The sequence below is a fragment of the Devosia limi DSM 17137 genome, from assembly GCF_900128975.1.
Taxonomy (GTDB): Bacteria; Pseudomonadota; Alphaproteobacteria; order Rhizobiales; family Devosiaceae; genus Devosia; species Devosia limi.
In genome coordinates, this window is record NZ_FQVC01000002.1 from 331,919 (window position 1) to 345,684 (window position 13,766).

Here is a 13,766-nt window from a genome sequence, read left to right on the forward strand (position 1 = left end):
CGCCTACGGCTGGCGAGGTCCGCATGATGCGCAGATGAATGCGAAGCCCCCGCTACCCCGACCTGCCGTTGCGGCTATTGCGCGCCGGCTTGTTCCAACACCCGGGCGATTTCCACATAGCCCCGCGCATTGGCGTGCTGGAGGGGCGTGACGCCGTCAAGATCGGCAAGGTTGAGATTGGCGCCGGCGGCGATCAGGCGCTGCACCGTGGTGACCTGATCGGGGCCGCCGTTACCGAGGAGCACGGCCTCGAGCAAGGCCGTCCAGCCAAGGCGGTTGACGTGGTCCACGTTGATACCGGCGGCGATCAGTGCCTCGACAGTTTCGACATAGCCATGCTCGGAGGCGGGGATGAGGGCCGTGCCGCCATAGCGGTTGGTGCTTGCGAGATCGGCGCCATGGGCCAGAGTCAGGCGGAGGATTTCGATTTGCCCGCTGGCACCGGCGAGCAGATAGGGCGTGTCTTCGATATCATCCCTGGCATTGACGTCGGCGCCTGCCTCGATCAGCCGGCGGGCGGCTTCGATATCGCGGTTCTGCACGGCCAGCATCAGGGCGGTACGCTGTCTGGAATCGCGGGATTCGAGCGGAGTGCCGGCTGCAATGGCCTGCTCGAGAGCTGTGATATCGCCATTTGTGGCGGCGATTGTCAGCGGGGTCGACGCCTGGGCGAGGCTCGGGCCGGAACCAGCAATCATTGCAGACACTCCCAAAAATGCCGCCAGAGCGGTCGGCTTCAAAGCCATCAGCTTGCGCATTCTACGCCCCTTTTGTGATCCCTGAGCTGACCACACCGCGTCGCATTGGGCCAGATGACCCGCGCGAAATTGAACGACTGAATCCGCCCAAAGCGGCCATATGGGGTAGGGTGCGGCGGGCTAAATTGCCGCAAGCGGTTTCAATCGCGGTCAAAATCCCTACATTGTGGCATCGCTGTCGTGTGCGCCCTGCGCGCGGCCTCCAGATTGGGCAGCATTGTTGCGCCCGCAATCTCAGAAGGAAACAGCCATGACCGAAGCCAAAATGGGTGACGTTGTCCGCATCAATTATACTGGCCGCCTGACCAATGGCACCCAGTTCGACTCCTCGACCGGCAAGGAGCCGTTGGAGTTCACGCTCGGCCTGGGCCAGGTGATCAAGGGGCTCGAAGCGCACGTTGCCGGGATGGCAGAGGGTGACAAGAGCACCGTCACCATTCCCTGCGATCAGGCGTACGGCCCGCATCGTCCCGAGGCCGTCCAGAAGCTGGACCGCGCCAAGGTACCGAGCGGTATCGACGTGCGGGTGGGCACCCAATTGCAGGCACGCACCGCCGATGGCGGGTTGATGCCGATCACGGTGGTTGAGCTCGACGAGACCAGCGTCAAGGTGGATGCCAATCATCCGCTGGCCGGGCAGGACCTGGTCTTCGACGTTGAACTGGTTGAAGTGGTCAAAGCCGCCTAGCCGACAAACCGGCCATTCCTGCAGCGCAGGAATGGCCCAAAAGGATGCCGTTCACAACCTGATGTCTGTGATTGACAACGTTAACATCATTCCGTAGACCGGAACTGTTAACGTTGTCATCGGACAAGGTGCTGAAGCGTGCTGAACGGTTTCTATCGGGGTTTGGCTGGCCGGGTTTCCGGCGGCGATACGACGGACTTGCTGGCGGGATTGCGGCCCGAAGATGGATCGATGCCGTTGCCGGTATTGACCATTGACGAGGCGGCTTTCGACCGCAACGCCGATGTGATGTTTGGCTATGCCAAGGCGCTGGGCGTGTCCTTGGCGCCGCATGCCAAGACGCCGATGTCGCCTGAGTTGAGCCAGCGCCTGATTGATCGCGGTGCCTGGGGTCTGTCGGTGGCGAACCTGCAGCAGGCTTCTGTTCTGCTCGATGCCGGTTTCCAGCGGCTGCTGATTGCCAACCAGATTGGTGGGCGCGCTGCCGGGCGACATTTCGGGGCGCTGCTCAAGCGCCATCCTGATGCCGAACTCATGTTCTTCGTCGACTCCATCGCCAGCCTTGATGCGGTGGACGAAGCTGCTGCCGTTGCGGGCTGGACCCTGCCGGTGCTGGTCGAGGTGGGCCGGGGCCGGGCTGGCGCGCGCGATCTCGACGCTGTGTCTGCCATCATTGCTCATGCCGCCAGCCTTGCGCTGGTTAGCCTGGCGGGCGTCGCTACCTATGAGGGTGCTGTGGCGCAGGCCGATGCTGCCGCCACCCGCAAGGCGATTGCCGATCTCGACCGATTGGCGCTGGACGCCTTTGCCGCCGTGCGTGCCGCCGCGCCGGATGTGCCATTGATCCTGACAGCGGGCGGTTCTTCGTTCTTCGATCTGGTGCTTGAGGACCTTCTGCCGGCACTCAAGGCCGACGGCAATGCCGAATTCGTGCTGCGCAGCGGCGCAATCTACTTTCATGACCACGGGGTTTATCAGCGGGCGCTGTCCGCTCTGGATATGCGATTTGGCTTTGCACCGGTGACGGGATTGGTGGCCAGCGAGGCATTCGTGCCGGCGGTCAAAGTCTGGGCCGAGGTGCTGTCGCGCCCGGAACCCGGTTTGGTGATCTGCGGGTTGGGGATGCGCGATGTGGCGTCTGACCAGGACCTGCCATTGCCCCTGGCGCTTTACCGCGACGGTGCCGAGATCGCGGAGCGTCCCGGTCAAGTCACCAAGCTCAACGACCAGCACGCTTTCCTGCGGGTCGATCCGCAGAGCGATATTGCCGTTGGCGACGTGATTGCCTTCGGAATCTCCCATCCATGCACCTGCTTTGACCGCTGGCGTATCCTGTTCGGGCGCAATCCCGATGGCGCCATCGTTGCGGCTTATCCGACCCATTTCGGCTAACCGCCTCGCACTGAACAAGGGCCATCATCTTGCAACTCAACTTCAACCAGCTCTGGCGCTATCAGGACGAATTCCTGCACGGCATCCAGATGACGCTGACCCTCACGTTGATCGCGACGGTGTTCGGGTTGGCCATCGGCCTGGCCGGCGCCAGCCTGTCGCGCAGTCGTTTTGCGCCAGTACGGATTGCGATCGCGACCTATGTCGAACTGATCCGCAATACTCCGGCGCTGATCCAGATCTTCCTGATCTTCTTCGTGCTGCCCTATGCCGGACTGCGGTTTCCGCCGTTCTATGCGGCAGCGGTGGCGCTTTCGATCTATATGGGTGCCTATGCGGTCGAGATTTTCCGCAGTGGCCTTGCATCCATTCCCAAGAGCCAGATCGAGGCCGGACAGTGCCTGGGGCTGAGCAAGTTCCAGGTGTTCCGTCACGTTATCCTGCCGCCGGCGCTGCGCAATATTTACCCGTCGCTGACCAGCCAGATCATCCTGGTGTTGCTTGGTAGTTCACTGGCATCGCAGGTTTCCGCCGAGGAGCTGTTCCACACCGCCGCATTCGTTGAAAGCCGCACCTTCCGCAGTTTTGAAGTCTACGCGGTGGTCTGCGCCATCTACTTCGTCATGGTGCTGTCGCTGCGCCTCCTGTTCTCCGGCTTCGAGCGGATCGCGTTCCGCTGGCCGACCCGACGCTAAGGAGAGCAGGAATGCGTGAGTTTGGAATTTTTGACGTTCTGACAATGCTGTGGGCTGTGCAGTGGACAGCTGCCCTGGTGGTCATCGCCCTGATCTTTGGCGCACCGCTGGGCCTCTTGCTGGCGCAGATGCGCACCAGCAGCAACAAGGTGCTTAACCTGATCGCGTTGTGCATCCTGCAAATCGTGCAGGGCGTGCCGCTGCTGGCCATGCTGATGTTCTTCTATTTCGGCATGCCGATGTTTCTGGGTGTCCAGATGCCGGCGCTGGTTTCTGTCGGCGTGGTGTTCTCGATTTTCGCTGCGGCGTTCCTCGGGGAAATTTGGCGCGGCGGCATCCAGGCGGTACACACCGCCCAGTCCGAGGCTGCGGCCTGCCTTGGCCTCACCAAATGGCAGGGCTTCCGCTATGTCGTGGCCCCGCAGGCTTTCAAGATTGCCCTGCCAGCCACGGTCGGCTTCCTGGTGCAGCTGATCAAGAACACCTCGCTGGCCTCGGTGGTCGGCTTCGTCGAACTGGCGCGCGCCGGGCAGTTGGCCAGCGCCGCCACCTTCCAGCCCCTTATGTCCTACGCCTGCGTCGCCGCGATCTATTTCGCGATCTGCTTCCCGTTGACGCACTGGTCCCGCTCTCTGGAGAACAAGCTCAATGGCGCTCGTTGAAATCAATAATGTCCGCAAGACCTTCGGCGAACTCGAGGTTCTCAAGGGCGTCACGATCGAGGTCGAAAAGGGCGAGATCGTCACGATCATCGGCCGGAGCGGTTCGGGCAAGTCGACCCTGCTGCGCTGCATCAATGGTCTCGAGCAGATCGACAGCGGCGAGATCCGCATCGGCGAGCAGGTGGTTCACGCCAAGTCGACCGACCTGCGCAAGCTGCGCCAGCATGTCGGCATCGTGTTCCAGCAGTTCAACCTGTTCCCGCATATGAGCGTGGAGCGGAACATCACGCTGGCGCCGATCCTGGCTGGCCGGGTGCAGAAGGGCGCTGCGGCCCGGGAACTGGCGCTCAAGGTGCTGACCCAGGTTGGCCTGGCGGAAAAGATCGACGCCTATCCCGAGCAATTGTCGGGCGGGCAGCAGCAGCGCGTGGCGATTGCCCGGTGCCTGGCGATGTCGCCGGACCTGATGCTGTTCGACGAAGTGACGTCGGCGCTCGATCCCGAACTCGTGGGCGAAGTGCTCAAGGTGATGGAAGACCTGGCGCGCCAGGGCATGACCATGATCCTGGTCACCCACGAAATGGGCTTTGCCCGCAATGTCGCGTCCAAGATTGTCTTCATGCATGCCGGCAAGGTGCACGAGCAGGGGCCTCCGGCCGAGCTCTTCGCCAATCCCGCGACCCCTGAACTTCAGAACTTCATCAGCTCGACCCGCTGAGGTCGATTTACGCAAAGGAAGAGAGACTATGCATTTCTTGAAGACTGCAATTGCCGTCACTGCCTTGAGTGTCGCGGCGTTTGCCCCGACCAGCGCCTTTGCCGACAAGCTGCAGGACATCCTGAACAACGGCACCATTCGCATCGGCGTGCTGGCTGACTCGGCACCCTGGGGTTTCCGCGATGGCGCCGGCGAACTCGTCGGCTTCGATGTCGGCTTGGCCAAGTTGGTTGCCGCCGATCTCGGCGTTGACCTGCAGATCGTTGAGGTGACCGGTGCGGCGCGCCTGCCCAGCCTGCTCTCCGACCAGATCGACGTTCTGATTGCCGCCGCCGGTGCTACCCCGGAACGCGCTCAGCAGGTGATGTTCACCTCGCCCTACGTCGCCACCGATCTCGGCGTCTATGGCGGTGCCGCTTCGGACGGCTTTGAAACCACTGCCGACATGGCCGGAAAGGCCATCGCTGTCGCGCGCGGCAGCACGCTGGACGTTTGGCTGACCGACAATGCGACTGAAGCCAATATCGTGCGCTTTGAGGATGCGGCCTCCGCGCTTGCGGCATTCGGCGCCGGCCAGACCGAGTATTTCGCCGAGAACAGCGTTATCGCCAAGAACGCCGAAGGCGCCGCCGGCCATGAGTTGAAGTTCCGCATTCGCCAGTCGCCAGCCCACGCTGCCGTCAACCAGGGCGAGCACAACCTGCTGCAGTGGCTGAACACCGACCTGTTCTTCAACCGCATGAACGGCAAGCTCGACGCTCTCCAGGTCGAGTATTTCGGCGAGGCCTCGCCACTGCCGAGCATGTGATTGAACAAGGTTAGGACCAATCCATGATCAAGCGTTTTCAGGTCGGCTCGCGCATGAGCCAGGCTGTTTCTCACGGCGGCGTCGTGCATGTTGCCGGCCAGGTGGCCGATAACCGCAAGTCCTCGCTCGAACAGCAGACCCGCGAAGTTCTGGCCAAGATCGATGCCCTGCTCGCCGAGGCGGGCACGGACAAGTCCAAGCTGCTCGCAGTCACCGTGCTGCTGCCGCACATCATCGACTTCGATGCGATGAACCGCGTTTACGATGCCTGGATCGACCCGGCCAATCCGCCGGCGCGTGCCTGCTTTGAGGCGCGCCTTGCCGATCCTGACCTGCGGGTCGAAATGACTGCCATCGCGGCTATCTAAATCTCTCAGCGGGCGGCGAGCGATCGCCGCCCGCACTGGTTCTACAAGAAGAGACACCATGCACACCGGCATTTTTCATGAGCTCGATCTGGCCGCCGAAGGCAAGTCGATCAGCTATCTTTCGATCCCGTTCTCCGTTGATCGCTCGCCCTATTTCCAGGCGAAGGTGCCAGTCTGCCGCATTCGCAATGGCGACGGTCCGTCGATCCTGCTGATTGCGGGCAATCACGGCGACGAATATGAGGGCGAAATCTGCCTGTCGCGCCTGGTGCGCGAGCTTGATCCGACCGCGGTGCACGGTTCGGTCACCATCATTCCCTTTGCCAATGCACCGGCGGTGATGGCGGCGCGTCGCCGCTCACCGCTGGACGAGGGTAACCTCAATCGTGCGTTTCCGGGTGATCTCGGCGGCACGCCGACACAGCGGATTGCCTATTTCCTCGAGCATGAATTGTTCCCCCATCACGATGTGGTCTTCGACCTGCATTCGGGCGGCACCTCGATGGAGCACCTGCATTGCGCGCTGATCGAGCGGCAGGGGCCGCCGGAGCAGTTTGCCGAAGCCCTGCGTTTGATGAAGGCCATGGGGCTGCCCTATGGCTTCATCGCCGAGAACGGCTCCCAGGCGCCGACTTCGATGGCTGGCGCGGCGCGGGCCGGTGCTATTGGGCTGAGCGGCGAGTTTGGGGGCGGGGGCACTGCCACCCGTGACTCGATGGCGATTACGGCCCAGGCCATCGACAATGTGTTGCTGGAAATGGGCATTATCCAAAAGCCTGTTCTGGCAAGAAAACCTTTGCCGGCCAAAGAGATGACCCTCTTGAAGCTTGAAAGCCACGCACAAGCGATCTATGCGGTAAGACGGGGGTGGTTCGAGCCAGCCGTTGCGCTGGGAGATGCCGTCGAAGCCGGTGATATCGCTGGTTGGTACCATGACTTTGATCGTCTGGACCTGCCCGAGGAGCCGCTACATTTCGGCAAGTCCGGAATCGTTCTGTCGCGGCGCCTGCATTGCGACAGCCAGCCGGGTGATTGCCTGATGCAGGTCGGTCTCCTGGTCGCTGGCGAATAGAATTATGAACTGAGGTCATTGGGGAGTGAGCCAAGTGAGATCCGATCTGACCGCACACTCCCATGACAACGTCCTGCGCCTCGCTTCGCCGACCCCGTTGGCGGGGCGCGCCAAGCCCGTGCGTATCGAAGAGGTCGCGGCGCGGGCAGGGGTCTCGGCCATTACCGTGTCGCGGGCGCTGCGCAAGCCGGAACTGGTGTCGCCCAAGACCCGCGATCTCATCCTCAAGGTGGTCGAAGAGACCGGCTATTGGTCGAACCCCCATGCCTCCGCATTGCGGTCGGGGCGCTCCTCGATCGTGGCGGCCTTTGTCTCCAATTTTCTCAGCCATCAGTTTGGCCTGGCGGTGCGGGCCTGCACCCATGTGCTCGAAGGCCATGGCTATCAGGTCATGGTCGGGCAGACGGCGTATTCCTACTCGCGCGAACTGACTGCCATTCAGTCGCTGCGGGCGCTGCGGCCGGCGGCTGTTTTCTTTACAGGTGTGATCGAGCTTGAGGACAATCGGCAGATGCTGCGCGATCTCAACATCCCAATCGTGGAGAGCTGGGCAAATCCACCCGATCCGCTCGATATGCTTGTGGGTTTTTCCAATACCGATGCCGGGCGTCTGGCGGCGAGCCATCTGGCCGGGCAGGGGTATCGGCGCCTGGCCTTCGTCGGCCGTTCTGGCGGCCGTGGAGCGCTGCGGCTGGCTGGCTTTCGCCAGCGGGCGGCCGAACTGGGACTGCAGGTGGCCGAGCCGGTGCTGATCGACTGGGTCGACGGGGTCGATGATGGCCGCACGGCTTACCGGACGCTGATGCAGCAGTCCCCCGACGTCGAGGCGGTGTTTTGTGCCAATGACCTGCTGGGGGTTGGCATGTTGACGGAAGCCCGCCGGGCTGGCCGGCAGATTCCCGATGAGCTGGGTATTCTCAGCTTTGGCGACAATGATGTCTCGGGCGATCTTTCACCCAACTTGTCGACGATCTCGGTTGATAGCGAGCTTATCGGGCGCCGGGCCGGCGAACTCATCCTTGATCGGCTCAACGGGAACGCCGCGGGCGCGGTCTCGGAATGTCTCGACATTCACCTGACCTGCCGTCAGAGCACCGCGCGTGGCGTCGCCGACATCCAGGCGGGGCGCTAGTTCATCGAGCTCGACGGTCCCCGCCGATCAGGGATCGGGATAGGCGGGATAGAAGAACACCAGTTCGGGATCATTCACATCGAGATTGTCGATGTAGCCACTCGGCTTGAAGCCTGCCTTGAGCAGAAGATTCTGCATCGTGCGGTTGGACATATTTGTCGAGCTGAACAGCTTTGATCCCGCGCATTGCGCTTGCAGATGCCGAAGCAGCGCCAAGCCAAAGCCGCGACCCCGGAAACGATTGCCAACCATCAGCATTTCAATGAAGAATGCTCCGAAGAAGTGCTTTGTCAGCACAGCGTAACCTGTTGCTTCCCCGTTCACTTCGGCGATGATGCAGGCGCCTTCGTTGATCCAGATAGCGATTGCCTCGCGACGCTTCGGGTGCTCGGCAGCAAACGTATCCAGCAGGCAAAGGGCGACAAAGTCATCGGGATTTGCATGGCGAAAACGCAAATCCAAGCTGGGTAGACCAGAAACCGATCTCAAAACTCGCACCACTCCGCCAAAACGCACCTCACACTCACCCGGCAGGCCAAGTGTACAAGAAACCTGCCCGGTGTCATCCGCGTTAAAGCAAGTCTGTTCCCATCAATGGGCCTTCACACGTTTACTCCACAAGACTTCTTTATGCGCAAGGCCTGGTTCGCGCCGACAGGCCTGTTTCTGCAAACGGAGCGCCGGGCCCTTCAAAACGGCGTTTGATAGACCGGGGTGCTGATCCCTTCCATCCGGGCCTTGATCTGCAGGGCAAGGAATTTGGAGAAGAAGCGCGAGAGAGCCAGGTTGCCGCCCTGGAACCAGAGTGCTTCCTGCGCCGTCGGCTTGTACATGTTGCGCAGTTCACCTTGCCAGGGCCCCGGATCGTTGCGCGTGCCTGAGCCAAGGCCCCAGCATGGGCCGATGGCATCGGCCGTGGCGCGGTCGACAATCCCGGCAACGACTTCATGCATGGACTGAAAGCCGGTCGACTGGATGATGACGTCGGCAGGCACAATCGTGCCATCGGCAAAGCGCATGCCGGTTCGGGTCAGGCTGTCGATGGCAATGCCCGATTTGACCTTGATCGCTCCATCGATGATCAACTGGGATGCGCCGACATCGACATAATAGCCCGATCCGGTGCGATAGGCCTTCATCATCAGGCCGGTTTCATCCTCGCCAAAGTCGAGCTGGAAACCGGTCGCCGCGAGTTTCTCGTAGAAGTCGGCGTCCCTCGCCTTGATCCGCTCGGTCAGTTCCCGCTGCACCGGCGGCTGCAGGCCGAAGGGCGTTGCGGCCGCGATCATGTCCGCCCTGTCGACATCGATGCCATTCTCGGTTGCAACCTGGGAGTAGATATCGAAGGCCAGGTCCAGCTGCGTCTGGGAACGCACCACGGTGGTGGGCGAACGTTGCACCATGGTCACTTCAGCGCCAGCCTCCCAAAGGTCGACTGCCACGTCATGGCCGGAACTGGCCGCGCCGATGACGATGCAATTTTTGCCGGCATAGTCGGCGCCGTCGCGATAGCGGCTGGAATGGAGGATTTCGCCTGCGAACTGATCGGCGCCGGGGAGTTCGATGAATTTGGGCGGGCCATAGGCGCCGGTGGCGAAGACGAGTTGGGTCGGCCGCAGCGTTATCGCCTTGCCGTCGCGCTGCAGATGCACGATCCAGCGCTTCTCGGCCTCGTCGAAACTGGCGCTGATGCACTCCGTGCCGCCCCAATAGGTCAGCTCCATCACCTTGACGTACATTTCGAGCCAGTCGCCCATCTTGTCCTTGGGGGTGAACACCGGCCAATGCTCGGGAAACGGAATATAGGGCAGGTGATCGTACCAGACCGGGTCGTGCAGCACGAGCGAGCGGTAGCGGTTGCGCCAGGAATCGCCGGCCTTTGGGTTCTTTTCGACGATGATGGTGGGGACCCCCAATTGCTTGAGGCGGGCGCCCAGCATGATGCCGCCCTGGCCACCGCCAATGATCAGGCAATAGGGATCCTCGCCATTGTCGAACGCTGCCTCTTGGCGTGACCTTTGTTCGGACCAGGTTTCGCGATTGCGATCAGCGCCGTGCCGAACGCCCTTCGGACGGGCGGCGCCAAGCGGCTCGGCATGTCCATGCAGCGATTGCAGCGTCGTCAGAATGCTGACGCAGACGCCATTTTCGATGCGAAAAATGCCCTCGCCGTGACCGGCGCTGGTCTGGAAGGTGAACCACGCTTCGATAGTGCCGCTGCGTGAGCCCGATACTTGCCCGAGTTGCCATTTGCACGGCGCTGTGTGCTCCAGCGTCGCTGTCAGCATTGCCGCGATGTCCGGCTTGCCTTCGGTGGTTTTGACATTCCAGGTGAAGGCGACCATGTCGCGCCAGTAGCAATCCTGGGCGAACAGGGTCAGCGCACCGGGGATATCCCGGCGCTCCAGGGCTTGGGAGAAACTGTTGAGCCAGAGTGTGGCGTCAACTGCCAAGGCTGTGTCGTGCATGGTCGTCCCTCAAACAGGGGCCGGCGAAAGGCGCGGCCGAAATTGACGATCCGCGCACCATCAGTCTCCAAGCGGTTCGAGCTCGGTTCCCTTGCGGTGCGACAGGACATTGTATTTGACGCGGCGCAGTGTCTCGAGCGCCGAGGCGCCAAGCCGGTAGCCGGTGGTGACTGAAACAAGATCGATGATAGCCAGGAAAGCGAAGCGCGATGCCGTGGGCTTCATGGTGTCGGGAAATTCGGGAATTGCCACGGTCAGGCGCACATCGCTGAGCTGCGAGAGTTCGCTGCCCGGCGCAGTAATGCAGATGGTCTTGGCCCGATAGTGCCGCGCCAGGGCCACGGCCTCGATCACCTCGCGAGAACGTCCTGTCGCAGAAATGGCGATCACCACGTCGTCAGGCCGGAGCGTCGAGGCGATCATACGCATGATGTAGGGGTCGGAATGGGCCGACACCATCACGCCGTAGCGGAACAAGCGGATCTGCGTCTCCTGCGCCAACGCGGACGAACTGCCTCCCAGGCCGAATACCGCCACCTGGTGGGCATGGGCAACCAGTTCGGCAGCACGAACGATCTCGGCTGGATCCACCTGGCGTTCGACGGCGTTGAGGGCGTTGCGCGCCTCGGAAAACACGGTGTTCCATAGAGGGGAGCCATTCTCTGTCGGCTCGGGCGGCTGCGTGGCTGTCAGGTACATCCGCCCGACGACAACGCTCTGGGCCAGTATTACCTTGAAGTCGCGCACGCCATCGCAGCCTATCGCGTGGCAGAAACGCGTAACCGTTGGTTGACTGACGCTTGCCCGGCGGGCGATCTCGGCGTTGGAGGCATCGACGCAGAACGCCACATCGGCGAGTACCACGTCAGCGACGCGCCGCTCGGCTGGTCGCAGTTCGGCATAGTTGTCCTTGATCTGTGAAAGAATGTCGGGGATCGGCATATGGGCGGTGATGCGATCCGGGTGCCCGGTGCCGGTGCGCTTGATCCCGCCCCTGCCGTGCGGTGCCTGTCCGGGCGCGATGACTGCCATGCTGGACCCCCGATGCCTCACCCGGGAGGCCCATCCGCGCGGCCTGCCGGTCGCGTTCTTCCAAGCAGGATGTAAGAAACTTACAAAAGTTGCAAGGGCGCTATGCCTTATAAATCAGCAACTAGGGCGGTCGGTGAAAGTTTTATGAAGTCGGCTTGACTGATGAGGTAAGTTAGTTACAGACTGCCATCTGGGTGGACTTTGATCCACTGATACGGCGCAGAACAACGTGTGGGGCACGATGGTCGAGCATAAGTCGGGCGAGGTGAAACTCAGGGTGCGGCAGGCCACGAAGGTCTATCCGACCGCCTCCGGCGACCTGCTGGCGCTTGACCGATGCGACCTCGACATACGAACCGGTGAGATCGTTTCCATCGTGGGGCCATCCGGGAGTGGCAAGACCACCTTGCTTTGGTCGATGTCGGGTCTGCACGGTCTGAGTTCGGGCGATGTTGAACTCGACGGCCAAAAGATCACCAAGCCCAGCCGGGATATCGGCATGGTGTTCCAGGATGCCAACCTGCTGCCCTGGCGCACGGTTGAAGCCAATATCAATTTTCCCTTCGAGATCATGGGGCAGGCGCCCGACAAGGCCTGGATCGCCCAGCTAATGCATCGGGTCGGGCTGGAAGGGTTCGAGCAGCGCATGCCGCGCGAGCTTTCGGGCGGCATGCAGCAACGCGTGGCGCTGGTGCGCGCGCTGTCGTTCAAGCCATCGGTGCTGTTGATGGATGAGCCTTTCGGCGCGCTGGATGCGTTTACGCGCGAGGAAATGAACCACCTCGTCGAGGAGATTTATCTCGATACCCATACGACCATCGTGCTGATCACCCATTCCATCGAGGAAGCCATCTTCCTGGCGGATCGGGTTATCGTGATGAGTGCGCGGCCGGGTCGGATTGCCAGTGAGCATGTGGTGCCGTTTGCGCGGCCACGGTCCATGGAGATCATGGCGACCAAGGAGGTCTTCGACCTCACCAATGTCATCAAGCAGGAAATCGTTGGTGACCAGAAGAGCATGGCCAGCAGGCCGCGCCTCGTTGCCAAGGCCGCCAGCTAGGAGAGCGAAATGGATAGCGCCGACGCCATACCCGAATTCTCCAAATCCGACGCAGGCGGTGGTGGCGCTGGTGTTGCCAATATGTCGGCGCTGGCAGCGGGGCCAGGCATCCAGTCGGTACGCGACGTCGCCATTATCGCCATTGTGGCGGTGATCGTCATCGGCGGGCTGGAACTGCTGCTCAATCTGTTTGCTGTGCCGCAATACGTGATGCCCAAGCCGAGCGAGATCGCGACGGCACTTGTGACTGATTTCTGGTTCATCCTGCCCCATCTGGGGCACACCCTGGTCGAGTTGTTTTCCGGCTTTGCCATCGGGGCGCTGGTCGGGCTCGTGCTCGCCGCGGTGATTACCCAGTTTCCCTTCGCGGAAAAGATCATCACTCCCTACATCCTGCTGCTGGTAACCACGCCCATGCTGGCGTTGGTGCCGCTGCTGATCCTGCGCTTCGGCTTTGGCTATACGCCGCGCATCATCGCAGTGGCGCTGGCCGTTGGCCCGATGGTGATGATCAATGCCGCAACCGGATTTCGGCGGGTTGATCGCGGCAAGATCGCGCTGGCGCGCTCCTACGGCGCCTCGACCCTGCAGATCTTCTGGAAGATCCGCGCGCCAATGGCACTGCCGATGATCTTCGTTGGCCTGATGGTCGGATCGATCTTTGGCCTGTTGACCGCAGTCGGCGCCGAAATGGTTGGCGGCGGCTTCGGGCTGGGCAATCGGCTTACCTCTTATTCCTCGATGATCCAGATGCCACAATTCTTTGCCGTGGTGCTGATCCTCTCGATGCTGGGCATTCTCATCTACATTCTCTTCTTTCTGCTCGGAAAGAAGTTTGCCAGTTGGGAGGCCTGACGAGACACCGCCCGAAGGGGAATTTGGCGGGAGATCGAAGACTACAGGGACACTTAAA

The 13,766-nt window shown here is 61.7% G+C and carries 15 protein-coding genes; 11 read left to right on the forward strand and 4 right to left on the reverse strand.

All coding sequences use genetic code 11. The annotated features are described in order from the left end of the window. Positions 1-74: 74 nt before the first annotated feature. Complete coding sequence (locus tag BUA69_RS04995) at positions 75-698, reverse strand: ankyrin repeat domain-containing protein (RefSeq protein ID WP_244468779.1); 624 nt, start codon at positions 696-698, stop codon at positions 75-77. Between the two features lie 310 nt (positions 699-1,008). Here BUA69_RS04995 and BUA69_RS05000 point away from each other — a divergent pair, with 310 nt between their 5' ends. The 9 genes from BUA69_RS05000 to BUA69_RS05040 all read left to right on the forward strand — a co-directional run bounded on the left by BUA69_RS05000 (position 1,009) and on the right by BUA69_RS05040 (position 8,293). Beyond that, positions 1,009-1,446: an FKBP-type peptidyl-prolyl cis-trans isomerase gene (locus BUA69_RS05000; protein ID WP_046135800.1), complete on the forward strand. Its 438-nt coding sequence runs from the start codon at positions 1,009-1,011 to the stop codon at positions 1,444-1,446. Between the two features lie 138 nt (positions 1,447-1,584). Then, entirely contained in the window at positions 1,585-2,838 is a 1,254-nt protein-coding gene (locus tag BUA69_RS05005; protein WP_052950615.1) for an alanine racemase, read from the forward strand. A 29-nt stretch (positions 2,839-2,867) separates the two neighbouring features. Then, on the forward strand, positions 2,868-3,533 hold the full coding sequence (locus tag BUA69_RS05010; RefSeq protein ID WP_244468778.1) for an amino acid ABC transporter permease: 666 nt from the start codon (positions 2,868-2,870) through the stop codon (positions 3,531-3,533). Between the two features lie 11 nt (positions 3,534-3,544). Beyond that, complete coding sequence (locus BUA69_RS05015) at positions 3,545-4,195, forward strand: amino acid ABC transporter permease (protein WP_046135798.1); 651 nt, start codon at positions 3,545-3,547, stop codon at positions 4,193-4,195. Beyond that, positions 4,182-4,913, forward strand: a complete 732-nt coding sequence (locus BUA69_RS05020) for an amino acid ABC transporter ATP-binding protein (protein ID WP_046135797.1) — start codon at positions 4,182-4,184, stop codon at positions 4,911-4,913. The genes BUA69_RS05015 and BUA69_RS05020 overlap by 14 nt, the downstream gene beginning before the upstream one ends. A gap of 28 nt (positions 4,914-4,941) precedes the next feature. Beyond that, a complete protein-coding gene (locus tag BUA69_RS05025) occupies positions 4,942-5,721 on the forward strand; it encodes a transporter substrate-binding domain-containing protein (RefSeq protein WP_046135796.1) in 780 nt (259 codons plus the stop codon). Positions 5,722-5,744: 23 nt separating this feature from the next. Further along, positions 5,745-6,089, forward strand: a complete 345-nt coding sequence (locus tag BUA69_RS05030) for a RidA family protein (RefSeq protein WP_046135795.1) — start codon at positions 5,745-5,747, stop codon at positions 6,087-6,089. A gap of 58 nt (positions 6,090-6,147) precedes the next feature. Beyond that, positions 6,148-7,161, forward strand: coding sequence for a succinylglutamate desuccinylase/aspartoacylase family protein (locus BUA69_RS05035; protein ID WP_046135794.1), 1,014 nt, complete (start codon positions 6,148-6,150; stop codon positions 7,159-7,161). 34 nt (positions 7,162-7,195) lie between these two features. Beyond that, positions 7,196-8,293, forward strand: a complete 1,098-nt coding sequence (locus tag BUA69_RS05040; RefSeq protein WP_082093873.1) for a LacI family DNA-binding transcriptional regulator — start codon at positions 7,196-7,198, stop codon at positions 8,291-8,293. Between the two features lie 27 nt (positions 8,294-8,320). Here the strand turns inward: BUA69_RS05040 and BUA69_RS05045 are convergent, their stop codons facing one another. From BUA69_RS05045 to BUA69_RS05055, 3 genes are all read right to left on the reverse strand, one after another. Continuing rightward, the gene (locus BUA69_RS05045) at positions 8,321-8,809 is read right to left on the reverse strand and encodes a GNAT family N-acetyltransferase (RefSeq protein ID WP_201777466.1); all 489 of its coding nucleotides are present in this window, start codon (positions 8,807-8,809) and stop codon (positions 8,321-8,323) included. A gap of 173 nt (positions 8,810-8,982) precedes the next feature. Continuing rightward, a complete protein-coding gene (locus BUA69_RS05050) occupies positions 8,983-10,761 on the reverse strand; it encodes an NAD(P)/FAD-dependent oxidoreductase (RefSeq protein ID WP_046135793.1) in 1,779 nt (592 codons plus the stop codon). A 60-nt stretch (positions 10,762-10,821) separates the two neighbouring features. Next, positions 10,822-11,793: a MurR/RpiR family transcriptional regulator gene (locus BUA69_RS05055; RefSeq protein WP_244468777.1), complete on the reverse strand. Its 972-nt coding sequence runs from the start codon at positions 11,791-11,793 to the stop codon at positions 10,822-10,824. 241 nt (positions 11,794-12,034) lie between these two features. Between BUA69_RS05055 and BUA69_RS05060 the strand changes: the two genes are divergently transcribed. Together BUA69_RS05060 and BUA69_RS05065 are read left to right on the forward strand one after the other, a co-directional pair. Beyond that, positions 12,035-12,853 carry an ABC transporter ATP-binding protein gene (locus BUA69_RS05060; protein ID WP_046135792.1) on the forward strand — a complete coding sequence of 273 codons (819 nt, stop codon included), beginning with the start codon at positions 12,035-12,037 and terminating at the stop codon, positions 12,851-12,853. Between the two features lie 9 nt (positions 12,854-12,862). Beyond that, positions 12,863-13,708, forward strand: a complete 846-nt coding sequence (locus BUA69_RS05065) for an ABC transporter permease (protein WP_046135791.1) — start codon at positions 12,863-12,865, stop codon at positions 13,706-13,708. Positions 13,709-13,766 lie beyond the last annotated feature (58 nt).

Bases quoted from the DNA above. Each gene is read 5' to 3' on its own strand.
- BUA69_RS05030 (WP_046135795.1), top strand. From the start codon at position 5,745: ATGATCAAGCGTTTTCAGGTCGGCTCGCGCATGAGCCAGGCTGTTTCT.
- BUA69_RS05035 (WP_046135794.1), top strand. From the start codon at position 6,148: ATGCACACCGGCATTTTTCATGAGCTCGATCTGGCCGCCGAAGGCAAG.
- BUA69_RS05025 (WP_046135796.1), top strand. From the start codon at position 4,942: ATGCATTTCTTGAAGACTGCAATTGCCGTCACTGCCTTGAGTGTCGCG.
- BUA69_RS05020 (WP_046135797.1), top strand. From the start codon at position 4,182: ATGGCGCTCGTTGAAATCAATAATGTCCGCAAGACCTTCGGCGAACTC.
- BUA69_RS05000 (WP_046135800.1), top strand. From the start codon at position 1,009: ATGACCGAAGCCAAAATGGGTGACGTTGTCCGCATCAATTATACTGGC.
- BUA69_RS04995 (WP_244468779.1), bottom strand. From the start codon at position 698: ATGATTGCTGGTTCCGGCCCGAGCCTCGCCCAGGCGTCGACCCCGCTG.
- BUA69_RS05055 (WP_244468777.1), bottom strand. From the start codon at position 11,793: ATGGCAGTCATCGCGCCCGGACAGGCACCGCACGGCAGGGGCGGGATC.
- BUA69_RS05060 (WP_046135792.1), top strand. From the start codon at position 12,035: ATGGTCGAGCATAAGTCGGGCGAGGTGAAACTCAGGGTGCGGCAGGCC.
- BUA69_RS05050 (WP_046135793.1), bottom strand. From the start codon at position 10,761: ATGCACGACACAGCCTTGGCAGTTGACGCCACACTCTGGCTCAACAGT.
- BUA69_RS05065 (WP_046135791.1), top strand. From the start codon at position 12,863: ATGGATAGCGCCGACGCCATACCCGAATTCTCCAAATCCGACGCAGGC.
- BUA69_RS05015 (WP_046135798.1), top strand. From the start codon at position 3,545: ATGCGTGAGTTTGGAATTTTTGACGTTCTGACAATGCTGTGGGCTGTG.